General features: G+C 67.6%; 24 protein-coding genes. 12 read left to right on the top strand and 12 right to left on the bottom strand.

Going from position 1 to position 20,713, the window contains the following annotated elements; translation table 11 throughout:
* A complete protein-coding gene (gene oadA, locus D578_RS0113175; RefSeq protein WP_018950407.1) occupies positions 1-1,836 on the top strand; it encodes a sodium-extruding oxaloacetate decarboxylase subunit alpha in 1,836 nt (611 codons plus the stop codon).
* The gene (locus D578_RS0113170) at positions 1,829-2,431 is read left to right on the top strand and encodes a nucleoside triphosphate pyrophosphatase (protein WP_018950406.1); all 603 of its coding nucleotides are present in this window, start codon (positions 1,829-1,831) and stop codon (positions 2,429-2,431) included. The genes oadA and D578_RS0113170 overlap by 8 nt, the downstream gene beginning before the upstream one ends.
* A 31-nt stretch (positions 2,432-2,462) precedes the next feature.
* Here D578_RS0113170 and D578_RS0113165 read toward each other — a convergent pair whose 3' ends face one another.
* The gene (locus D578_RS0113165; RefSeq protein WP_018950405.1) at positions 2,463-3,065 is read right to left on the bottom strand and encodes a bifunctional 2-polyprenyl-6-hydroxyphenol methylase/3-demethylubiquinol 3-O-methyltransferase UbiG; all 603 of its coding nucleotides are present in this window, start codon (positions 3,063-3,065) and stop codon (positions 2,463-2,465) included.
* A gap of 151 nt (positions 3,066-3,216) precedes the next feature.
* Here D578_RS0113165 and D578_RS0113160 point away from each other — a divergent pair, with 151 nt between their 5' ends.
* From D578_RS0113160 to D578_RS0113155, 3 genes are all read left to right on the top strand, one after another.
* Entirely contained in the window at positions 3,217-4,059 is an 843-nt protein-coding gene (locus D578_RS0113160) for an ion transporter (RefSeq protein ID WP_018950404.1), read from the top strand.
* A gap of 91 nt (positions 4,060-4,150) precedes the next feature.
* A complete protein-coding gene (locus D578_RS15685; protein WP_018938068.1) occupies positions 4,151-4,378 on the top strand; it encodes a type II toxin-antitoxin system Phd/YefM family antitoxin in 228 nt (75 codons plus the stop codon).
* On the top strand, positions 4,362-4,805 hold the full coding sequence (locus tag D578_RS0113155; RefSeq protein ID WP_018950403.1) for a type II toxin-antitoxin system VapC family toxin: 444 nt from the start codon (positions 4,362-4,364) through the stop codon (positions 4,803-4,805). Before D578_RS15685 ends, D578_RS0113155 begins: the two co-directional genes overlap by 17 nt.
* Positions 4,806-4,957: 152 nt before the next feature.
* Here the strand turns inward: D578_RS0113155 and D578_RS0113150 are convergent, their stop codons facing one another.
* Positions 4,958-6,643: a 2-isopropylmalate synthase gene (locus tag D578_RS0113150; RefSeq protein WP_018950402.1), complete on the bottom strand. Its 1,686-nt coding sequence runs from the start codon at positions 6,641-6,643 to the stop codon at positions 4,958-4,960.
* Between the two features lie 179 nt (positions 6,644-6,822).
* On the opposite strand from D578_RS0113150, the gene D578_RS0113145 reads away from it, so the two are divergent.
* From D578_RS0113145 to D578_RS0113130, 4 genes are all read left to right on the top strand, one after another.
* Positions 6,823-7,314 (top strand): Lrp/AsnC family transcriptional regulator, encoded by a 492-nt coding sequence (locus D578_RS0113145; protein ID WP_018144171.1) that lies wholly within the window; start codon positions 6,823-6,825, stop codon positions 7,312-7,314.
* A 332-nt stretch (positions 7,315-7,646) separates the two neighbouring features.
* Positions 7,647-8,264: a transcriptional repressor LexA gene (gene lexA / locus D578_RS0113140; RefSeq protein WP_018950401.1), complete on the top strand. Its 618-nt coding sequence runs from the start codon at positions 7,647-7,649 to the stop codon at positions 8,262-8,264.
* A 317-nt stretch (positions 8,265-8,581) separates the two neighbouring features.
* Positions 8,582-9,214 carry a translesion DNA synthesis-associated protein ImuA gene (gene imuA, locus D578_RS0113135; RefSeq protein ID WP_018950400.1) on the top strand — a complete coding sequence of 211 codons (633 nt, stop codon included), beginning with the start codon at positions 8,582-8,584 and terminating at the stop codon, positions 9,212-9,214.
* A 160-nt stretch (positions 9,215-9,374) separates the two neighbouring features.
* Positions 9,375-10,808: a DNA polymerase Y family protein gene (locus D578_RS0113130; RefSeq protein ID WP_018950399.1), complete on the top strand. Its 1,434-nt coding sequence runs from the start codon at positions 9,375-9,377 to the stop codon at positions 10,806-10,808.
* 15 nt (positions 10,809-10,823) lie between these two features.
* Here D578_RS0113130 and rnk read toward each other — a convergent pair whose 3' ends face one another.
* The 5 genes from rnk to D578_RS0113105 all read right to left on the bottom strand — a co-directional run bounded on the left by rnk (position 10,824) and on the right by D578_RS0113105 (position 13,313).
* Positions 10,824-11,234 carry a nucleoside diphosphate kinase regulator gene (rnk, locus tag D578_RS0113125; RefSeq protein ID WP_018950398.1) on the bottom strand — a complete coding sequence of 137 codons (411 nt, stop codon included), beginning with the start codon at positions 11,232-11,234 and terminating at the stop codon, positions 10,824-10,826.
* Positions 11,235-11,404: 170 nt separating this feature from the next.
* Positions 11,405-11,752, bottom strand: coding sequence for a rhodanese-like domain-containing protein (locus tag D578_RS0113120; protein ID WP_018950397.1), 348 nt, complete (start codon positions 11,750-11,752; stop codon positions 11,405-11,407).
* Between the two features lie 49 nt (positions 11,753-11,801).
* Complete coding sequence (locus tag D578_RS0113115) at positions 11,802-12,470, bottom strand: thioredoxin family protein (RefSeq protein WP_018950396.1); 669 nt, start codon at positions 12,468-12,470, stop codon at positions 11,802-11,804.
* A gap of 10 nt (positions 12,471-12,480) precedes the next feature.
* The gene (locus tag D578_RS0113110; protein ID WP_018950395.1) at positions 12,481-12,933 is read right to left on the bottom strand and encodes a glycine cleavage system protein H; all 453 of its coding nucleotides are present in this window, start codon (positions 12,931-12,933) and stop codon (positions 12,481-12,483) included.
* Positions 12,933-13,313 carry a hypothetical protein gene (locus D578_RS0113105; protein WP_018950394.1) on the bottom strand — a complete coding sequence of 127 codons (381 nt, stop codon included), beginning with the start codon at positions 13,311-13,313 and terminating at the stop codon, positions 12,933-12,935. Before D578_RS0113105 ends, D578_RS0113110 begins: the two co-directional genes overlap by 1 nt.
* 73 nt (positions 13,314-13,386) lie before the next feature.
* On the opposite strand from D578_RS0113105, the gene D578_RS0113100 reads away from it, so the two are divergent.
* Together D578_RS0113100 and D578_RS0113095 are read left to right on the top strand one after the other, a co-directional pair.
* Entirely contained in the window at positions 13,387-14,013 is a 627-nt protein-coding gene (locus D578_RS0113100) for a hemerythrin domain-containing protein (protein WP_018950393.1), read from the top strand.
* Positions 14,006-14,713 carry a hemerythrin domain-containing protein gene (locus tag D578_RS0113095; RefSeq protein ID WP_018950392.1) on the top strand — a complete coding sequence of 236 codons (708 nt, stop codon included), beginning with the start codon at positions 14,006-14,008 and terminating at the stop codon, positions 14,711-14,713. The genes D578_RS0113100 and D578_RS0113095 overlap by 8 nt, the downstream gene beginning before the upstream one ends.
* A 36-nt stretch (positions 14,714-14,749) precedes the next feature.
* Here the strand turns inward: D578_RS0113095 and D578_RS0113090 are convergent, their stop codons facing one another.
* The 4 genes from D578_RS0113090 to rluB all read right to left on the bottom strand — a co-directional run bounded on the left by D578_RS0113090 (position 14,750) and on the right by rluB (position 17,927).
* Positions 14,750-15,937 (bottom strand): nitrate/nitrite transporter, encoded by a 1,188-nt coding sequence (locus tag D578_RS0113090; RefSeq protein ID WP_026289349.1) that lies wholly within the window; start codon positions 15,935-15,937, stop codon positions 14,750-14,752.
* Between the two features lie 42 nt (positions 15,938-15,979).
* Positions 15,980-16,195 (bottom strand): lipopolysaccharide assembly protein LapA domain-containing protein, encoded by a 216-nt coding sequence (locus tag D578_RS0113085; protein WP_018950390.1) that lies wholly within the window; start codon positions 16,193-16,195, stop codon positions 15,980-15,982.
* Between the two features lie 80 nt (positions 16,196-16,275).
* Entirely contained in the window at positions 16,276-16,917 is a 642-nt protein-coding gene (locus tag D578_RS0113080) for an endonuclease III domain-containing protein (RefSeq protein WP_018950389.1), read from the bottom strand.
* Between the two features lie 5 nt (positions 16,918-16,922).
* Complete coding sequence (gene rluB, locus D578_RS0113075) at positions 16,923-17,927, bottom strand: 23S rRNA pseudouridine(2605) synthase RluB (protein ID WP_018950388.1); 1,005 nt, start codon at positions 17,925-17,927, stop codon at positions 16,923-16,925.
* A gap of 59 nt (positions 17,928-17,986) precedes the next feature.
* Between rluB and moaB the strand changes: the two genes are divergently transcribed.
* Positions 17,987-18,523, top strand: a complete 537-nt coding sequence (gene moaB / locus D578_RS0113070; protein WP_018950387.1) for a molybdenum cofactor biosynthesis protein B — start codon at positions 17,987-17,989, stop codon at positions 18,521-18,523.
* A gap of 398 nt (positions 18,524-18,921) precedes the next feature.
* Here moaB and D578_RS0113060 read toward each other — a convergent pair whose 3' ends face one another.
* Positions 18,922-20,706 carry an N-acetylglutaminylglutamine amidotransferase gene (locus D578_RS0113060; RefSeq protein ID WP_018950385.1) on the bottom strand — a complete coding sequence of 595 codons (1,785 nt, stop codon included), beginning with the start codon at positions 20,704-20,706 and terminating at the stop codon, positions 18,922-18,924.
* Between the last annotated feature and the right edge of the window lie 7 nt (positions 20,707-20,713).

The raw sequence follows: 20,713 nt of genomic DNA, 5'->3' as shown, positions 1-20,713 counted from the left end.
ATGGATCGAGTTCACATCACCGATGTCACCCTGCGCGACGGCCACCAGAGCCTGATCGCCACGCGCATGCGCACCGAGGACATGCTGCCGATCTGCGAGCAGATGGATGCCATCGGCTTCCACTCGCTGGAGGCCTGGGGCGGCGCAACCTTCGACGCCTGCGTGCGGTTTCTCAAGGAGGATCCCTGGGAGCGCCTGCATCAGTTGAAGGCCGCGCTGCCGAACACCCCGCTGCAGATGCTGCTGCGCGGGCAGAACCTGCTCGGCTATCGCCACTACGGAGACGACGTGGTGCGCGCCTTTGTCGAGCGCTCGGTCGCGGGCGGGATCGACATCATCCGTATCTTCGACGCGATGAACGACGCGCGAAACCTGCGCACCGCAATCGAGGCAACGCGCGAGGCCGACGGCCATGCCCAGGGCACGCTGTGCTACACCACCGGGCCGGTGCACTCGGCCGCCGAATTCGTTGCTCTTGGCCGCGAGCTGGTCGCCATGGGCGCGCAGAGCATCGCGATCAAGGACATGGCCGGGCTGCTCACCCCCAGCGCCACCCATGAATTGGTGACCGAGCTGGTCGACGCCCTGGACGTGCCGATCCACCTGCACGCGCACGCCACATCGGGGTTGTCCGAGCTGTGCCACTGGCAAGCCATAGAGGCCGGCTGCCGGCATATCGAGACCGCGATCTCGGCCTTCGCCGGGGGCACCAGCCACCCGCCGACGGAGAGCATGGTCGCCGCCCTGGCCGGTACCGAGCACGACACCGGCCTGGACCTGGTCGCGCTGCAGAAGATCGGGCTGTACTTCCACGAGGTGCGCAAGAAGTACCAGCGCTTCGAGAGCGAATACACCGGCGTCGACACGCGCGTGCAGATCAACCAGGTGCCCGGCGGGATGATCTCCAACCTGGCCAATCAGCTGCGCGACCAGAACGCGCTGGATCGCTTCGACGCGGTGCTGGAAGAGATCCCGCGGGTACGCGAGGACCTCGGCTACCCACCGCTGGTAACCCCCACCTCGCAGATCGTCGGCACCCAGGCGGTGATGAACGTGCTCGCCGGGGAGCGCTACAAGACCATCACCAACGAGGTGAAGCAGTACCTGACCGGGCACTACGGCCGCGCGCCCGGCCCGATCAACAGCGTCGTGCGGCAACAGGCCATCGGCAATGCCGACGTCATCGACTGCCGCCCGGCCGACCTGCTGCAGCCGGAGATGGGCGCCCTGACCCGCGAGATCGGGGATCTCGCCCGGGGACCGGAGGATGTCCTGACCTTCGCCCTGTTCCCCGAAGTAGGACGGCAATTTCTGGAGCAGCGCCGCGACGGCACGCTCAACCCGGAACCGCTCAACCTGCCGGAGAACACCCAGGCCGGCTGCCCGGCCCCGGTGGAGTTCAACGTCACCTTCCACGGCGAGACCTATCACATCCAGGTGAACGGGTCCGGCCACCACCGGGAGGACACGCGCCCGATGTACGTGACGGTCGACGGGATGCCGGAAGAGGTCCAGATCGAGACCCTGGACAGCATCGAGACCGCCAGCAACGGCGGCGTCGAACGCAGCCGCGGGGGCAGCGGAGGCAAGAAGTCGCGCCGCGCGACCCGGCCGGGCGACGTCACCACCTCCATGCCCGGCACCATCATCGACGTGCTGGTGGCCGAGGGCGACAACGTGGAAGCCGGGCAGCCGGTGCTGGTGCTAGAGGCGATGAAGATGGAATCCGAGATCGCCGCACCCGTATCCGGCTCGGTCACCGCGGTGAACGTTACCAAGGGGGCCGCCGCCAACCCGGACGATGCCCTGATCGAGATCGACGGCGACGATGGCTGATACAACACGCAAACTGGTGCTCGCCTCCACCTCGCGCTATCGCGCCGAACTGCTGGAGCGGCTGCATCTGCCATTCGAGACCGCGCGCCCGGCGGTGGACGAGACCCCTCTGGCGCATGAATTGCCCGAGGCGATGGTGGCGCGCCTGGCCGAGGCCAAGGCCCGGGCGGTCGCCGATGTATATCCCGACCATCTCGTCATCGGCTCCGACCAGAACGCCAGCCACGCCGGGCATGTCCTCGGCAAGCCCGGCGACAGCGTCCACGCCGAGGTGCAACTCGCGGCACTGTCCGGGGAAACGGTGACCTTCCACACCGGCCTGTGCCTGCTGGACACTGCCACCGGGAAGGTGCGGACGGGCCAGGTTCCGTTCACCGTGACCTTCCGCGAGCTGAGCCCCGAGGAGATCCGGCGCTACGTTGCCCTGGACCAGCCGCTGGACTGTGCCGGCAGCTTCAAGTCCGAGGGGCTGGGCATCAGCCTGTTCGCGCGCATGAGCGGCGACGACCCGACGGCGCTGGTGGGTCTACCGCTGATCACCCTGGGAAACTGGCTGCGCGAGGCCGGTGTCGCCGTCCCGCCCGCACCGCTCTGAACCGGGTGCGGCAACCCAGGAACACGCGCCCCTAGCCCCAGTCCTGCGGCGGCTTGTTCGCCAGAACCTGCACCACCGCTCCGCGCCCGGTGTGGAGACGCCCCTCGATCACGTCGCGTTCGCGCTCCACTGCTTCTTCGAATTCCAGCCCGTCCAGCTCTTCGATCAGCGCGTCCCGCGTCATCATCAACTCCGCGGCGGGCGGCCCTCCCGTGCCCCATTCCAGTTGCTTCGGGGTGTAGGCCTCGAGGATGAACATCCCACCCGGGCGCAGGCCCGCGACCACCCCGGCATGCAGACGGCGCCGAATCCCGGGCGGCAAATGGCAGAAGATCGACACGATCAGGTCCCAGGAGTCCGGCTCGATCGCGTAGTCGGCGAGATCCACCACCAGGGTCTCGATCTGCACACCTCGGTCCCCGGCCAGGCGCTGGGCCTTCTGCAGCCCGACCGCGGAGCTGTCCACCGCCAGCACGTCGAACCCCTGCTGCGCCAGGAACACCGCGTTGCGGCCCTCCCCCTCGGCCAGGCACAGGGCCCGGCCGCGCGGCACGTTGGCCACCGCCGCACGCAGAAAATCATTCGGTTCGGTGCCGTAGACGTAGTCGTCCTCGGCGTAACGTTCATCCCACATCCGCACTCTCCTTCCGTTCCCCGGGGGCTGTCCATTCGTGCCTTCTACCCGGCACTCCGAAGTGGCGCGTGCTTGTGCACCCGCGATTGCCGGAATCCATGCTTTACCCTACTCTTGCGCGTCCCCAAGCACTGCGACGACCTTCGACACCATGAGCGAAACCCCCACGCTGCGCGCGCGCCTGGAACACTTTATCGAGGCCCGGCTGACCCAGCGCTTCATCATTGGCCTGATCCTGCTGAATGCCCTGACGCTGGGGCTCGAGACCTCGGACACCGTAATGGGCTGGATGGGTCCGGTGATCCTGAGCGCGGACGCCATCATCCTGTCGATCTTCACCGCCGAGGTGCTGGCCAAGCTGTTCGTCTATCGCCTGCGTTTCTGGCGCAACCCGTGGCATGTGTTCGACTTCTTCGTGGTGGGGATCGCGCTGATCCCGGCCGCCGGGCCGTTCTCGGTGCTGCGTGTGCTGCGTCTGCTGCGCCTGGTCTCCATGGTGCCGAAGCTGCGATTCATCGTGGAGGCGCTGCTGCGGGCGATCCCCGGCATCATCTCCATCATGGGATTGCTGGTGCTGATCTTCTACGTGTTCGCGATCATCGCTACCGGCCTGTTCGGCGAGTCCTTCCCGCAGAAGTTCGGCACCCTCGGCTCCACCATGTACAGCCTGTTCCAGGTGATGACGCTAGAGGGCTGGTCCGAGGACATCGCGCGCCCGGTGATGGAGGTATACCCCTGGGCCTGGATGTTCTTCGTACCCTTCATCCTGATCGCCACGTTCACCGTACTGAACCTGTTCATCGCGATCATCGTGGATGCCATGCAGCGCATGCATGACCGCGCCATCGAGATCGAGCAGCAGATGATCCACGACAGCGTGCACGAGGAGAACCAGGCCCTGCATGCGGAGATCCACGGAATACAGCAGGAAACGCTCAAGCTCCAGGAACGCCTGACCCGCATGCAGACGATGCTGGAGAAACGCGTCCGGTAGACGCCTTTGCGCCCAACTCGGCCTTGTCATTGCCGAACACACGGCGGCGTGCTTCAATATCGATATGTGAAGCACATTTGAGGGTGACACCATGAAAGAGCTTAACGTCCGCGAGATGCGAGCCTCCATTGGGCATCTGGACGAAATCGTCCAGGCGTCCGGGGAAATCACCATCACCCGTCACGGAAAGCCCATTGCACGGGTCCTGCCCGTTCGTCGCGGGCGCCAGCGCCCCGACCACCACGAACTTCGCCAGCGAACCGGACCACTGGTTCCTTCGGAAACCCTCCTGAGGGAAGAGCGTGACGAGCGCGGATGAACGGAGCTACCTCGACACCAGTGCCCTGGCCAAGTGGTACTTGAACGAACCGGGATCCGAGGCCTTCGTCGACTATCTGCAGGGCGTCGACGTCGCGATCATCAGCCGCCTGGTAGCGACCGAACTGCGGTCCCTGCTCGCACGACGCCGACGCATGGGGGAGCTATCGCAGGAGCTGGAAACGATTATCTTCGCCACCTTCCAGGACGACATTTCCAGCACCTCGTTACAACTCTATCCCTTCGACGACTCACTGTTCGACGAAGCGACCAACCTGATCACCCGCTATCCCGAACACCCATTGCGGACGCTGGACGCACTGCACATCGCCACCGCGCGTCACCATGAGATTCCAGTAATCGCCACCGCAAACAACGTCCTCGCGGACGCGGCTTCATCGATGGGGCTGTCCGTTCGTCGATTCTGACGCCTCCGGCATCAAACCCCGCCGTAGGATGCCGATGAGCGAAGCGAATCGCATCACGCGCACACGCGCCCCGATACAACGGTGCGTTTCGCTTTGCTCAACGCACCCTACGAGACCCCGGGCCCAACATGGGTTCGGGGACTTGGCTGGGCTCAGGCGTTGACGGCGGCTGGCTCCACGGCGCGCTCGCCCAGGCGACGGCCGGTGGCGTTCAGCACAGCCTGCAGCGTGGCGGCCGTGGTGTCCTCGCCCAGGGCGACACCCACGGAGCGTTCGCCATCAACCTGCACATCCACGGCGGCCATGGCGCGGGCCTCGGTGCCGGACTCCATCGCGTGCTCGTCGAAGTGGGTGACCTTCACCTGTACGCCGCGCTCGGCCTGCATGGCGGAGGTCAGCGCCGCGACCGCGCCGTGGCCCTCGCCCCGCAGGCGGGATTCACGCCCGGGCGGGCCCATGGTCGCATCCAGCCGCACCACCGGGCCGTCCTTCTCGATCTCGTAGCGCACCAGATCCCAGCCGGTAACCGGCGTCAGGTAGTGCTGCTCGAACAGCTCGTGGATGCGCTTCGAGGAGACCTCGATCTGCGAGGTCTCGGCATCCTTCTGCACGATGCGGGCGAACTCGATCGCCAGCCAGCGCGGCAACTCCATGCCGTAGTCGCGCTCCAGCACGTGCGACACGCCGCCCTTGCCGGACTGGCTGTTGATGCGCACAACCTCCTCGTAACGCCGGCCCAGATCGCTCGGATCGATCGGCAGGTACGGCACGTTCCAGTGGTCTCCCTTCTCCTTGTAATGCGCCAGGCCCTTGCGGATCGCGTCCTGGTGGCTGCCGGAGAAGGCGGTGTAGACCAACTCGCCCGCCCACGGGTGGCGCGGGTTGATGGGCATGTCGGTGCACTCCTTGTACACGTCCATCAGCCGCTCCATATCGGACAGATCGATGGTCGGGTCAATGCCCTGCGAGTACAGGTTCATGCCGACGGTGACCAGATCCATGTTGCCGGTGCGTTCGCCATTGCCGAACAGCGTGCCCTCCAGACGGTCGGCCCCGGCCAGCAGGCCCAGTTCGGCCGCGGCCACGCCGGTGCCCCGGTCGTTGTGCGTATGCAGCGAGATGCAGAAGTGCTCGCGGTACTGCACCTGATCGCAGAACCATTCGACCTGGTCGGCGAAGACGTTCGGCGTGGCGGACTCGACCGTGGCCGGCAGGTTGATCACCACCTTCTGGCCCTGATCCGGGCGCCAGATGGCGTTCACCGCATCGACCACCTCGACCGCGAAATCCAGCTCGGTGGTAGAGAAGCTCTCCGGCGAGTACTGGAAGATCCAGTCGGTCTGCGGGTACTTCGCCGCATGATCGCGCACCCAGCGTGCGCCGTTTTCGGCGATGCCGCGCACGCCGTCGCGGTCCATGCGGAAAACCTGCTCGCGCTGCGCCGGATTGGTGGAGTTGTACACGTGCACCACCGCGCGCGGGGCCCCTTTCAGCGCCTCGAAGGTCTTGGCGATCAGGTCCTCGCGCGCCTGCGTCAGCACCTGGATGTACACGCCCTCGGGGATACGGTCCTCCTCGATCAGGCGGCGGGTAAAGTCGTAGTCGATCTGCGAGGCGGCCGGGAAGCCGATCTCGATCTCGGTCAGACCGATCCCCACCAGCACATCGAAGAAGCGCATCTTCTGTTCCACGCTCATCGGGTGCACCAGCGCCTGGTTGCCATCACGCAGATCCACCGCGCAGAAACGCGGGGCGACAGTGGTCTGCTGCGCCGGCCAGCGGCGATCGGACTTGTCGATCGGCGGGAACGGGGCGTACTTGGTGTGATCGAAGGCCATCGTGTTCGTCTCCTGTTCGGGTGCGGCGCGGCCTGTTGGCCGTGTGCGGCATACCGGATTTCTCTCTGTGCATTATCCTAACGCATTGCACCCGGCATAACCTTGCGTTTTTCCCTACGAACGCAATAGTTGCGCACTATCCTTGCGCAACAAAGCCGTTATCGCGCAATATTTACCCCATGAAACCCGAACCGCACCGACTCGACCGCTACGACCGCCGCATCCTCGAGATCCTCCAGGAGGATGCGAGCCTGTCCAATCAGGCCCTGGCGGATCGCGTGGGGCTCAGCCCCTCCCCCTGCCTGCGGCGGGTGCGCGCGCTGGAGCAGGCGGGCGTCCTGCTGAGCCGTGTAGCCCTGCTGGACCGGCGCAGCCTGGGCCTGGAACTGACCGCCCTGATCCATATCGGCATGGACCGCCACACCCCGGAACGTTTCGCCCATTTCGAGGAGACCGTGGCGAGCTACCCCGAGGTCCAGCACTGCTACCTGATCACCGGCCAGTCCGCCGACTACATGCTGCAGGTGGTCGTCCCCGACATGGATGCCTACCAGGAATTCCTGCTGCGGCGGATCACCCGGCTGGAGGGCGTGGACAGCGTGCACTCCAGCTTCGTGCTCCGCCGTGTGGTCGACCGCACCGCCCTGCCATTGGACTACACCCCCACCTGAGCACCACCTCAAGAGGCAGGACGGATGGACCACGAAGGCACGAAGAAGGTCGAGGGCCGGTAGGATGTGATGAGCGAAGCGAATCGCATCGTGTAGCCATCCCAGGGTGGCCAGGTTCCCGGATTGATGCGTTTCGCTTCGCTCAACAGCATCCTACGACGGGATCGAAACGCGGGAATCCAGCCATGCAGGGGCGGCCAGCCAAGGAGTCGTTCCAACCAAGAATCACCTTCCCTCTCCGTGATCTCCGTGTCCTCTGTGGTGCAATCGCCCTTGCCCTCCGGCGAGCCACCCCTATACTGTATATATAAACAGTTATCGGAGGGCACCCCGTGTCGCTCACTGCACGCCAGCAAGCCATCTTCGACTACATCGCCGAGACCATCGCCACGCAGGGCACGGCACCGACCCGCAGCGAGATCGCACGGGCCTTCGGCTTCCGCTCGCCCTACGCGGCCGAGTGCCACCTGAAGGCCCTGGAGAAGAAAGGCGCGATCGAGCTGCTGGGCGGTACCTCCCGCGGCATCCGCCTGCCCGGTGCCGCCCGTGGCGCACCGGCTGAACTCCCCCTGATCGGACGCGTCGCCGCCGGCTCGCCGATCCTCGCCACCGCGCATATCGAGCGCCACTACCGGGTCGACGACGCCCTGTTCCGCGCCCGCCCGGACTATCTCCTGCGCGTGCACGGCGAGAGCATGCGCGACGCCGGCATCCTCGACGGCGACCTGCTGGCCGTGCGCCAGACCCCCGAGGCCCGGGCCGGCCAGATCGTGGTCGCCCGCATCGAGGACGAGGTCACCGTGAAGCGCTTCGCCCAGGACGGCCCGAAGGTGCGCCTGCTCCCGGAGAACCCCGACTTCGCCCCCATCGAGATCGACCTCGAGCGCCAGGAACTGGCCATCGAGGGGATCGGCGTGGGCGTGCTGCGCGATCTCGACCCACAGGCCTAGGGAAACACTGACTCATGTACACACTCGCGTTGGCACCCCAGGTTTTCCGAGACAAGGCGCGGTGCGCAGCGGGTAGTGGTTCTACCCGCCCGTTTTTGATGGATTCGGGGCGCAACGCAGGATCGGGGAACCTGGGGCGCCAACCCCACAAGCCATTGAATGCAGGGGCTCGGCCGCCCATTGTTGATGAAAACGGGCGTGGGAACGGCGTTGCGGTTCCCTTGTGCAGAATGACTGCACGGCAGTCACCGCGCCTTGTTCGCACGCAAAAGCGACTCGAGCGCGAGCGTGTACATGAATCAGTGTTTCCCTAAGCCATGAGCGCGCTGGATACCCTGCTCGACCACCCGGCGCTTTGGCGCGGCCGCAGTGCGGCTCCGGCCCCGAATGCCCCGGTCTGGCCCAGCGGCCATGCCGAGCTGGACCGGGCCCTGGGCGGCGGCTGGCCCCGCGGCCAGTTGATCGAACTGCTGGGCGCCCCGTTCGGCTGCGGCGAGACCCGGCTGCTGGTCCCCATGCTCGCCGCCTGCGGCCGCGACGGCTACTGGATCGCGCTGATCGCACCGCCGGCCACGCCCTGGCTGCCCGGCTGGCAGACACTCGGCATCCCGCCGGAGCGGGTCCTGCTGATCCATACCGAGCACGATCGCGACACCCTGTGGGCCGGCGAGCAGTGCCTGCGTGACCCCGCCTTTGGCGTCCTGCTCGCCTGGCTGAGCGGCCCCGTGGAGACGGCTCTGCTGCGCCGGCTGCGTCTGGCCGCCAGCGAGAGCCGGGCCTGCGCGATCCTGTACCGGCCACCAAACGCCGCGGCACAGCCCTCGCCGGCCCACCAGCGCCTGCGCTGGCAGCCCGCAGACTCCGGCCTGGAACTGCACTGCCTGAAGGGGGCGGGCCACTGGGCCCGCTCCGGCCACCCCCTGCAGGTTCCCGAACCGCCGGAGGCCTGAGATGGGCCAGCCTGCCCGTCCCTCGCGTGCGGCCATACCCCCGGAACCGGCCCGACAGCAACTGAGCCTGCTTCCGGCCGCAGCCACGCCCGCGACCGCACCCCGGCCACCGGAGACGCACACCGCCACCCGCGACGCCCGGCCGCGGCAGGAACACTGGATGGCGATCGACCTGCCACACCTCGCGCTGGAGGCCCTGGCCCGGGCGGAGCCGGATCCCGCGCGGCTGCAGCGCCCCCTGCTGGTGGTAGAGTCCAGTCCCGCCCCCCGGGTGCACGCCGCCAACCGCGCCGCGCGTCAGGCGGGTGCCCGCCCCGGCATGGCGCTGGGGGATGCGCTGGCGGTGCTGGATACCCCGGAACTGGTCGAGCATGACCCGGACGCCCTGCGGGCCCAGCTGAAGATGCTGGCCGGCGTACTGCTACAGTTTTCCGACCACGTACACCCGGAGCCGGAGGCACAACGCATCCTGGTCGAGGTCGGGCGCAGCCGCCGCCTGTTCGGCGGCCTCGAGACCCTGCGCGACCAGGCGCGGGACACCCTGACCGAACTGGGCTTCCATCCCCGTATCGGACTGGCCCGCAGCCCCGCCGCCGCCCGCCTTCTGGCCCGCCTGCGCAACCCCGCGATCGCGGAAGACCCCGAGGCCCTGCGCCGCATCCTGTCTCCGGTGCCGCTGGAGGCCCTGCCGCTGGCCGCCGCGACCCGCGAGGGTCTGCGCGCCGTGGGCCTGCGCCAGCTGGGCGATCTTCTGCGCCTGTCGCGCCCCGAGCTGGCCCGACGCCACGGACCGGAGTTGCTGGACCTGCTGGACCGACTGCTGGCGCGGCGCGCGGAGACCCTGCCCCGCTTTGCGCCACCCCCGGTGCTGGACCTGTCCCTGCGACTGGAGCACGAGATCCACGCCACGGCGGCCCTGGCCTTCCCGCTAAAACGCCTGCTGCGCCAGGCCGAGGCGCAGCTGCGCGGCCTGAACCGCAGCCTGCAGGGGATGACACTGGAACTGGCCCACCGCGAGGGGCGCACCCGCCTCTCGCTGGAACGCGGACAGCCGGGCATCCGCGCCGGCGAGTGGCTGCCCCTGTGGCAGACCCGTCTGGATCGCGAGACCCTGCCGGCCGCGGTCATCGGCCTGCGCCTGCAGGCACCCCGCCTGCTGGACCCGCCGGCCCGGGGCAACAGCCTGCTCGCCGAGGATCCGGCGAGTACACCACCGGCGGATCAGCTACCCGCGGTGCTGGCCCGCCTGCGCGCCCGGCTGGGCGAGCAGGCCGTCGCCCGTCTGGTCAATCACCGCACACCGAGGCCGGAGGATGCCCAGAGGCCGCGGCACGATCTCGCCGCCACCCCGGACCCTGCCGCTCCAACCCCGGGTCAGCGGGCCTGCGGAACCGCCCTCTGGCTACAGGGCCCCGAACCCGCCGCGCCCCCCGACCAGCCCCAATGGCTGGGGCGGCTGGAAGACGGCTGGTGGGACCAAGGCCAGGATGCGCGCCGCGACTACGCCCGGACCCGCGACCGGCAGGGCCGCCGACTCTGGCTGTACCGCTGCCTGCGCAGCGGCCAGTGGTATCGCCAGGGCTACTGGGGCTGAGGGGGGGCCGCCGTGTCAGCGGTGGTACTCGCCCGCACGCTCCGGCTGGTACTCGACCTCCACGATCCGCACGTGCATCTGCCCCCCGCCCGGGCGCGGCCATTCAATCTCCTCGCCCTCGGACAGGCCCAGCAACGCACTGCCCACCGGCGCCAGGATCGACAGCGTGCCACCACTCTCGTCCACATCACGCGGGTACACCAGTGTCATCGAGAACTCGTCGCCGGACTCGATCACCCGGAACCGGACCTTCGAGTTCATCGTCACCACCGAACCCGGGACATCGTGCGAATTCACGACATCCGCGCGATCCAGTTCGGACTCGAGATCGGCCTTGCCGGGAAAACTGCCATCCGGAAGCGATTCCAGCAGCTTGTCCAGGCGCTCCATGTCCGTGGCGGAGACGATGATCTTCGGCTTGTTCACTTTCTTACTCCAGAATGCAGAACGCGCCTCCGGGGAGACGCGCCAGGCAAGAATATTCAGGGATTTTCCGGAAACCGGGAAACGAATCTCGAGACTAGCCAAGCACCGACCAAAAAGCTATAGGGATTGGTCACGGCAATCGAATCGTCTGCCGGGCTCCGATCAGGATCTTACCGGGATTCGGCCTCCCGCCACGCCGCGTAGCCCCCACGCAGCACATACGCATTGATACCCATCGTGCGCAAGCTGTCGGCCACGAGCTGGGACCGGCCACGCCCGCCACAGAACACCACGACGGGCTGGTCCGCATCCGCCATATGAGACTCGATACCGGCCTCCAGCTTGGGCCGCGGGATGTTGATCGCACCCTCGATAGTCCCCGCGGCCGCCTCCTCGGGCTGACGCACATCCACCAGCAGAAACGGTTCCCCTTCCTCGAGCCAGCGCGTCACTGCCCCTGGTTCCAGATGCGGCAGGCTTTGTTCCAGCTCGCTAATACGCTTCTCGAAAAGACTCACAGGAGGACTCCGTTGGCTGCGCGAGACGCAATTCTATCGTGCCTGCAGCTCACACCGACGGCCGTACCAGCAGCGGGACGACCCGAAGGGTGAACAGGGCCAGCCCGGCCAGCGCCGCCACCGCGCCCACCGCCGTCAACATCGCAACGCCCAGGATCCAGCCAAGCCCCATGCCCAGCACGGCCAGATGCACGAGGCCCTGCGGAGTCCAGGCCCACAGCCAGCCACCAGCGATCGGGTGTCCGGTAAAGCGCGGCAGCATATGCTCGCCAAGCCCCATGATCAGCAACAGAAGAAAACCCAGGGTAAAGCCATGCAGCGCGGCCGGACGCGCCGCACCCTCGAGGAAGAACCCGCCCAGTGGCAACGCGGCACCCGCAATCAGCAGCCAGATCATCGCGCCCAGCACCGAGGCCCGGCTGGAGGCCGACAGCCCCAGCCCGACGTGCCGAGCAGCCTTCTGTGTGCGCTCCGGGGCCGCCCCCACCAACTCGGTCGCGGCCGTCCGATCCAGCAGCCCGATGTGCTTGAGCTCGCCATCGACCACCACGGCGGGGATCGACCGGATGCGCAGCCGGGTCGCCAGTTCGCGCCCCTCCGGCTGGCCCATGTCCACCACCGCGAAGTCGATCTGTTTATTCTCCGACACCTCGCGCCAGATGCGCTCGGCATCGTGGCAGGAGGCGCACCACTCGGATACCAGCAGTTCTACCTTCATGATCCCGCCCTCAGTCCGCGCAGCGCATGCAGTGGATCTCGTAGCGATCGACCCATTGCTTCAGACCCGCAATCGCCTCGGCCCCGGTATGTAGCCGCTCGAGCGCCTTTTCCGGATCGTCCGGGCGCATGACCACGACCCAGGCATCGGTATAGGGGGCCACGTTCACCAGCCCCGGATCGGCCTCCACGGCCGGATTGATGCGCTCGATGGTGCCGTCGAATGGCGTAGGGATGCCCCCCGCCCACTTGCCGGACTCCAGCCGCGCCACCGGCTTGCCCGCGGCGCGGTGCGAACCCGGCTTGCGAAAGCGGAAGTACTGCACCCGGCCCGCCATGGTCTGGGCGGGATCGGTAATCCCAAGGGTAAAGGTGCCGTCGTCCTCCGGACGGACCCAGACATAATCCAGGTCGTAGAACAGGTCGTCCGGCAGCTCGCAGCCGTTGTATTCCGTATGACTCATTACGCCCCCTTCGGACCGTAGTGACGCACGGTGAGTGCGATATTCAGCGCGAACAGGATCATCGCCCCCCAGGCCATCGCCCCGCCGACCGCGACGGTCGGGTTATGAAAGACCAGCCAGCCCGCGATCATCACCAGTAGCCCGAGATTGGCCAGCAGGAACTGCACATGCCCCAGGCGCTCGGAGAACAGCGAACGGCCGGAAAAGCGCGGCAGAACATGCAGGCCCACGCCATAGATCATCATGGTCACGAACCCCAGCAGCATCAGGTGGCCGTGGATGCGCGGCACATTGCCGGGGATCAGGCCGGGTTGGGCCAGCCAGAGGATGCCGAGCAGCCCGCCCAGCAGGGCATAGGCGAGGGCCGCGAGGATGAACATCCGGTTCCGAGGGTGCATCAAACGCTCCAGGGCAGGTTTCGCACAGCATACTTTAAGCTATATTCGATTTACATTGATCGAGATCAAGACGAGGCGCGAGCGCTTCGGCGAAAGTCGCCTGCTTCTTGACCACCATGCGAAGGTCCGATATCCGATGCACGCGCAACTCCACGAAAGTGTTCCCGGATTCCAGCAGCCCATCGAGTTGCTGCGGGCCTGCCATCGCCGAATCCTCAACTCCCTGGACATCCTCGAGCGCCTGCCCGCCCATTTGGCCGCCAAAGGCGCTGACGAGGAGGCCCGAGGCGCCGCGCAACGGGTCCTGAACTACTTTCACGAGGCAGCGCCCAACCACCACGCGGACGAGGACCAGGACCTGTTCCCCGTGCTGCGCCAGCACTGCGGCCACCCCGAGAGTCACCCGCAACTGTGCGAATGGCTGGACCGCCTGACCGCCGAGCATGACGAGATCGAGGCCGGCTGGGATCGCCTGGAGCCGGCCCTGCAACGCATCGCCGCGGGCGAGCCGGCGGACCTCGACGGTGCCGACGCGTGGATAAACCAATACCGCATCCACCTCGATCTGGAAGAGCGCGCCGTACTCCCCTTTGCCGAGCACCTGCTAAGCCCGGAAGACCGCCGCGCCATCGGTGCCGCCATGGCCGCACGCCGGGGCATCACGGGCGCAGACCGTGGCTGATTTCGTACTCGACCTCCGCGGCCTGGCCGAGCATGCCCACACCCGCGCGTACTACACCCTGCGCGAACTGCGCAGCGGTCAGGTCTTCGAGGTCTGGCTGGATCAGGAACCGAAGATGCTGATGGACGCGGTCAGCCTGCAGCTGCGTCACGCCATCCACTGGCAGGTGCTCGAAGACGGCCCGCCCTTGTGGAAGCTCTCGGTACAACGCCGCGAGGACGTCGCCCCCGTGGACCTCGTCGACCTGCTGGAACGCGATCACCTGCGCATCGACCGGCTGTTCGCCAGTGCCCTGCACAAGGTCAACGCCGGCGATCTCGAAGGCGCGGCGCCGGACTTCCACGCCTATGTCGACGGCCTGCGCCGCCACGTGGAGGTGGAAAACGAGCTGATCGTTCCCTTGCTGGACCTGCCGCGCAGCCCGAACGGTCAGGACCCGACCTCGATCATGCTGCGCGAACACGACGAAATCCTGGAACAGACCGCGATGCTGGAACACGAATTCAGCGAAGGCGTGGACGAGGCCTGGGCCGTGGCCCCGTTCTTCGCGCTGATCTCCGGCGCCCTGGCCAAACACGAGGGCCGCGAGGAACAAAACCTGTTCCCCCACTGGAGCCGCGCGCTGCGCGAACAGCCCGATGCCGCCGCCGAGCTGCTCCAGCGCGCACAGACCCTGCTGACGACACCCCCGGACGCCTGAGCGTCCCGCACTACCGCGCCAACGCGGAGGTGCGAATCAATCAGCGGCTCCCTTGAAGCGGCGCGGCGCCGACAGGCGCGCCAGCGCCCAGAGCCCCAGCAACGGGCCGGGCAGCAGCAGCCACAGGACCCATACCCCGCCATCCGCCCACAACCAGCCGGTCAGCCAGATACCCGGCAGGGTCAGCGCAAAGCCGATCGCATTCATCACACTCAGCGCGGAACCCACCGCATCCTCCGGCGCACTGTCCGCGGCCAGCGCGGAGAACTGTGGCGAGTCCGCGATCACCGTGAGCCCCCACAGCGTCAGGAGGCCGAACAGCAACCAGGGCGACTGCCCTGCGAGCAGCGGGTACAGCAGGCAGGCCAGGCCCGAGGTTGCCAGTGCCACGCGTGCCACACGCAGGCTGCCCAGGCCCCGACTCAGGCGACCGCCCCAGACACAGCCCGCCAGTCCCAGCGCGATCACGCCGAAGGCCAGCCAGGGGATCAGGGCCGCATCCGCTTCCATCCGCGACAGCTCGCGCGCCACCAGCAAGGGCACCAGCGTCCAGAAGGCGTACAGCTCCCAGCAGTGGCCGAAATAGCCCCCGGCCACGGCCCGGAAGTCCCGCCGACCCAGGGCGCGAAAACCCTTCCCCAGTCCCGGTGTCCGTCCGGGTGGCGGCAGGTGGGGACCGTCGCCCAGACGCAGGATCATCAGCGCGGCCAGCAACGCCAGGCCCGACGCCAGCACCACCGGAACGGCCCATGGGAAATCCAGCGTGGCGCCGCGCAGCAGATGCGGGAGCGCGGTCCCCAGGGTCAGCATGCCGAGCAGCCACGACAGCGCCCAGCCCTTGTATTGCGGGGTCCAGCCGATCACCAGTTTCATGCCCAGCGGATAAACTCCGGCCAGCGCCAGCCCGACCAGAAAGCGCGCCAGCAGGGCCAACTCCCAGACGCCGGCGAGCAGTATGAAGGCGGCGTTGAGCCCGGCCCCGAACAGGGCGGAAATGGCGAATACCCGACTGGCGCGAAAATGGTCGGCCAGCCCAGTGGCGGCCACCACCAGGGTCCCGGTGATAAAGCCAAGCTGGGTGGCCATCGTCAGCCAGCCGATCTCCACAGGCGACCAGCCCAACGCCTGCTGCAGCGACAGCCCGACCCCGTTGACCGAAAACCACAGCGACGTGCCGAACAGCTGGGCCACCACGATCACCGCCAGCGGATGGCGGTGCATCATGTCCGCCATCAAGGGAGGCCTTCCCGCCCTACACACCCCGGCTCAACGACTGGCGCCGCGTATCCAGCGCTTCAGCAGCGCGACCAGGGCGCCCCCGGAGATCAAGCCCAGCAGGTAGATCCCGACGATCAGCAGCGCCAGCGGCAGCGTCACGTACAGGGTCAGGAAGTTGAGTGTCACTAGACGCAGGTTCTGGATCGCAAAGATCGCAACCACCGCGACGAACACGATAATCAGCAGGGTGTAGAGGTAACGCATGGGGCCCTCCCTGGTCAGTCGTACGTGTCTTTCAGGTTCCGGCGCACCGCCGCGGGGGCAACCGACAACTCCCCGATGATTCATGCTGAAGGATAGGTACAGCGCTCCCTCAATGGACAGGCATCACAGCGCGGACGCGGACGGCAACGCTCCTTGCCGTGTTCCACGATCAGCGCGTGCAGGTCGTTCAGCGCCGCCACATCCGGCCCCAGCGCGACCTCGACGTGCTCGCGCAGCGCATCGTACGGAGCCCGAGCCTGCGGCAGGTCCAGACGCTCGAACAGCCGGCGGGTATAGGCATCCACCACGAACACCGGGCGCTCGAAGGCGTACAGCACGATATCGTCCGCCGTCTCCGGCCCGACACCCTTGACCCCCAGCAGCGCCGCGCGCAGCGCGTCGGTGTCCAGCGCGGCCAGCCCCTCGACCCCTCCGGATACCTCCAGGAAGGCCAGCAGATGGCGCAGGCGATCCGCCTTCACGTTGAAATAGCCACTGGGGCGGATGCGTTCGGCCAGCTCCTCACGGCTCAGGGCCATCAGCCCATCCGACGAGAGCGCATCAATGGCACGCAGGTTAGCCAACGCCTTCTCGACGTTGGTCCAGCTGGTATTCTGCGTCAACACGGCGCCGACCATCACCTCGAACGCGGTCTCCGCCGGCCACCACTGCAGGTCACCGTACTCCGCGCGCAGGACACCCAGAAGCTCGGGAATCCGCACGGGGGCTACCGCTGACGGCCACCGCCCGGTTTGCCACCGCCGCCCGACCGGCCGCCGGGACGGCCACCCGCAGGCTTCGCGCCCCGGGGCCCACCGCGACCCGCGGGGGATGAAGACTTGCCCGGCTTCTTCGGCGGCGACGAACTCCAGCCGTCCTCGCGCGCCGCCCGGCTGTTGCGGGCCTTGCCCGCCGGCTCCGTCTTACCGGGGCGTTTGTCCCGCGGCTTGCCGCGCGGATCGCGCCGCGGACCGCCGCGCCCACGCGTGGGTACGGAGTCCGGCACGGGCAGGTCCGCCGCCTCGTACAGCCCGGCCACCTCGCGGGTCTCCAGATCGCGCACCGCGCCCGTCTTCAGGCCGTGCCCGAGGACCACCGGCCCATAGCGCACCCGGATCAGGCGGCTGACCGTAACCCCGACCGCATCCCACAGCCGGCGCACCAGACGATTTCGCCCCTCGCTGACGACCACATGAAACCAGTGATTGGCGCCCTCCCCGCCCTGCTCCTCCAGACTGTCGAAGCGGGCCGCACCATCCTCCAGTTCCACGCCTTCGCGCAGCATGTCCTGGGTCGCCGGCGGCACCTCGCCCAGCACGCGCACCGCGTACTCGCGTTCCAGGGCCATGCTCGGGTGCATCAGGCGGTTGGCCAGTTCACCATCGGTGGTGAACAGCAGCAGGCCCGAGGTATTCAGGTCCAGCCGTCCCACGGCCACCCAGCGCTGCCCCTTCAACCGCGGCAGGCTGGCAAACACCGGCCGCCGCCCCTCGGGGTCCGAGCGGCTGCAGATCTCGCCCACCGGCTTGTGATACACGATCCACCGATGCGGATGCTCCGGGCGCCGCACGATGCGCCCGCGCACGCGGATCACGTCGTGCTCGTCGACCTGGTCGCCCAGCTTTACGGTGCGGTTGTTCACCTGCACCTCGCCGCGCTCGATCCAGCCCTCGATCTCGCGCCGCGAACCCAGCCCGCGCGCCGCCAGGACCTTCTGTACCCGCTCCGACATTCCCGGAACTCCAGCAACTCATTAAGATGGGCGTCACGATACACCAACAGGACGTTGCCATGACCGATTCGACAGCGGAACCCTCCCCGGTCCGCACCCCGCTGAACATCGCCGTACTGACCGTCTCCGACAGCCGGGAGCTTGCGGAGGACCGTTCCGGCGATGCCCTGGTGGAAGGTCTCGAAGGCGCCGGCCACCGGCTGGCCGACCGGAATCTCGTAAAGGACGACATCTACGCCATCCGCGCCGAGCTCTCGCGCTGGATCGCCGATCCCGACATCGACGCCGTCCTGACCACCGGCGGCACCGGCATCACCGGCCGCGATGGCACCCCCGAGGCCGCCTCGGTCCTGCTGGACAAGACCATCGAGGGCTTCGGCGAGCTGTTCCGGGCGCTGTCCTTTGATGAGATCGGCACCTCCAGCCTGCAGTCGCGCGCCCTGTCCGGCGTCGCCAACGGCACCTACCTGTTCGTGCTGCCCGGCTCCACCGGCGCCTGCCGCACCGCCTGGGACCGCATCATCCAGGCCCAGCTGGACGACCGCACCATGCCCTGCAACCTCACGATGCTGATGCCGCGCCTGAAGGAGGTCTGAGTCCCTGGACCCTGATTGGATGCACGACCACCGGGATGGTCAAGGGAGCGTCTACCACAGAGGACACGGAGATCACGGAGGGGATCAAAGAAGGCTTCGCAGCGGGCCCCGCCCCTCGGGTGCGCGGTGCCTGGCCCAAGGGGCTGGCACGCGCGAGCCGATGTCCCCGGCCAAAGGGGTCTAGCTGACGCCCCATCGCTCAGGGGGCTGAGCTCCTACACGGCCGGGCTGGCCCCCTGTAGGAGGCCAGCCCTCTGGCCGATGGGGTGCTGGCCACTGCCCCGACACAGGTGCGAACCAACCTCGACGGTCGCGCCCTGTCCCTTTTCAGCCTTTGTTTTCGCGTCCTTCCTGTGAACCGTCATTGAATCCCTTCGTGCCCTCCGTGTGCTCTGTGGTCAAGAATCCACGTGGGTTTGCAGCCAGTATTCGAGCAGGGCGGCGTGCCAGAGCTTGGAGCCCTGGATGCGGGTGAAGTACTCATCCGGGGCGTCCAGCAGCTTGTCGATGTAGGCCGGCTGGTAGAGGCCGCGCTCGCGGGCGGCGCGCGAGGTGAGGATGTCACGCATGAATTCGAGGAAGTCGCCGCGAACGTACTTCAGCGCCGGCACCGGGAAGTAGCCCTTGGGCCGGTCCAGCACCGCGTCCGGCAGCCGGCCGCGGGCGATGCGGCGCAGGACGTCCTTGCCGCCATCGCCCAGCTTCAGGTGCGGCGGCATCGCGGCGGCGGTCTCGACCAGTTCGTGGTCCAGGAACGGTACCCGCGCCTCCAGGCCGAAGGCCATGGTCATGTTGTCCACGCGCTTGACCGGGTCGTCCACGATCAGCGTGGTCGCATCCAGCGCCAGCACCGCGTCGATGAAGGAATCCGCGCGGTCGGTCTCCAGCTCGGAGAACTGTTCACGCAGCCAGTCGCCGGTCACGTCGTTCGCCGGCGGGTGGCGCAGCATCTCGGCCATCTCCGGGTGGTCGCGGTCGAAGTAGTGGCGACGGAAGCGCTCCACCCAGTCGCCGTGGCGATCCTCGGCCATTTGCGGATACCAGAAGTAGCCGCCGAAGACCTCATCGGCGCCCTGCCCGGACTGCACGACCTTCACATGCTGCGAGACCTGCTCGGACAGCAGGTAGAACGCGACCGCGTCCTGGCCAAACATCGGCTCGGCCATCGCGCCGACCGCCTCCGGCAGCCGGGCCAGCACCTGGTCGTTGGGAATCAGCGTCGCCTGGTGGTCGGTGGCGTAGCGTTCAGCGACCGGATCGGAGTATTCGAACTCGGAGCCCTTCTCCTCCGGCTGGTCCTCAAAGCCGACCGTAAAGGTGCGCAGGTCCTGCGCACCCTCCTCCATCGCCAGCGCGACCAGCAGCGAGGAGTCCAGCCCGCCGGAGAGCAGCACGCCCACCGGGACGTCGGCCACCTCCAGCCGCTTGCGCACGGCCTGGCGCAGGGAATGCTCGATGCGTTCCTGCCACTCCGCGTCCGACACCGGCTCGGCCGGGCGGTGCGCATGCAGCGTCCAGTAGCGCTGCAACCGCTCCTGGCCACGCGAGTCGATGCTCAGGTAGTGCCCCGGCTCCAGCTTGCGGATGCCGCGCAGCACGGTGCGCGGCGCGGGTACCACCGCGTGCAGCGAGAACAGCATGTGCAGGGCCTCTGCATCCAGCTCGGTGTCCACGTCGCCGGCCGCCAGCAGCGCCTGGGTGTTCGAGGCAAAGCGGATGCCGTCACCGACGCGGGCCAGGTACAGCGGCTTGATGCCCATGCGGTCGCGTGCCAGCAACAGCCGCTGGGCGTTGCCGTCAAACAGCGCGAACGCGAACATCCCGTGCAGCCGGGCCACGATGCCCTCGCCCCATTCGGCGTAGCCGCGCAGGATGACCTCGGTGTCGCCGGTGGAGAAGAAGCGGTGGCCGCGTCCTTCCAGCTCCGTGCGCAGCGCACGGAAGTTGTAGATCGCGCCGTTGAACACCAGCGCAAGCCCGGTCTCCGGGTCGAACATGGGCTGGTGCGCGCGCTGCGACAGGTCCAGGATCGACAGCCGCCGGTGGCCCAGGGCCACTCGACCGGAGGCCCACAGGCCATCGGCATCCGGCCCGCGCCGCTCCAGGCAGGGCAGCATGCGCGCGACGGCCTCGCTGCTCGCGCGCCGGTCCCCCCAGACGAATTCTCCTGCGATCCCGCACATGGTTGGT

The sequence above is a fragment of the Thioalkalivibrio sp. ALMg11 genome, assembly GCF_000377905.1.
GTDB lineage: Bacteria > Pseudomonadota > Gammaproteobacteria > Ectothiorhodospirales > Ectothiorhodospiraceae > Thioalkalivibrio.
Note: the sequence above shows the minus strand (reverse complement) of the source record. Positions and strands in the feature narration are given on the sequence as shown.

Bases quoted from the DNA above. Each gene is read 5' to 3' on its own strand.
- oadA (WP_018950407.1), top strand. From the start codon at position 1: ATGGATCGAGTTCACATCACCGATGTCACCCTGCGCGACGGCCACCAG.
- D578_RS0113170 (WP_018950406.1), top strand. From the start codon at position 1,829: ATGGCTGATACAACACGCAAACTGGTGCTCGCCTCCACCTCGCGCTAT.
- D578_RS0113165 (WP_018950405.1), bottom strand. From the start codon at position 3,065: ATGTGGGATGAACGTTACGCCGAGGACGACTACGTCTACGGCACCGAA.
- D578_RS0113160 (WP_018950404.1), top strand. From the start codon at position 3,217: ATGAGCGAAACCCCCACGCTGCGCGCGCGCCTGGAACACTTTATCGAG.
- D578_RS15685 (WP_018938068.1), top strand. From the start codon at position 4,151: ATGAAAGAGCTTAACGTCCGCGAGATGCGAGCCTCCATTGGGCATCTG.
- D578_RS0113150 (WP_018950402.1), bottom strand. From the start codon at position 6,643: ATGGCCTTCGATCACACCAAGTACGCCCCGTTCCCGCCGATCGACAAG.
- D578_RS0113145 (WP_018144171.1), top strand. From the start codon at position 6,823: ATGAAACCCGAACCGCACCGACTCGACCGCTACGACCGCCGCATCCTC.
- imuA (WP_018950400.1), top strand. From the start codon at position 8,582: ATGAGCGCGCTGGATACCCTGCTCGACCACCCGGCGCTTTGGCGCGGC.
- D578_RS0113130 (WP_018950399.1), top strand. From the start codon at position 9,375: ATGGCGATCGACCTGCCACACCTCGCGCTGGAGGCCCTGGCCCGGGCG.
- D578_RS0113115 (WP_018950396.1), bottom strand. From the start codon at position 12,470: ATGAAGGTAGAACTGCTGGTATCCGAGTGGTGCGCCTCCTGCCACGAT.
- D578_RS0113110 (WP_018950395.1), bottom strand. From the start codon at position 12,933: ATGAGTCATACGGAATACAACGGCTGCGAGCTGCCGGACGACCTGTTC.
- D578_RS0113105 (WP_018950394.1), bottom strand. From the start codon at position 13,313: ATGTTCATCCTCGCGGCCCTCGCCTATGCCCTGCTGGGCGGGCTGCTC.
- D578_RS0113090 (WP_026289349.1), bottom strand. From the start codon at position 15,937: ATGATGCACCGCCATCCGCTGGCGGTGATCGTGGTGGCCCAGCTGTTC.
- D578_RS0113085 (WP_018950390.1), bottom strand. From the start codon at position 16,195: ATGCGTTACCTCTACACCCTGCTGATTATCGTGTTCGTCGCGGTGGTT.
- rluB (WP_018950388.1), bottom strand. From the start codon at position 17,927: ATGTCGGAGCGGGTACAGAAGGTCCTGGCGGCGCGCGGGCTGGGTTCG.
- moaB (WP_018950387.1), top strand. From the start codon at position 17,987: ATGACCGATTCGACAGCGGAACCCTCCCCGGTCCGCACCCCGCTGAAC.
- D578_RS0113060 (WP_018950385.1), bottom strand. From the start codon at position 20,706: ATGTGCGGGATCGCAGGAGAATTCGTCTGGGGGGACCGGCGCGCGAGC.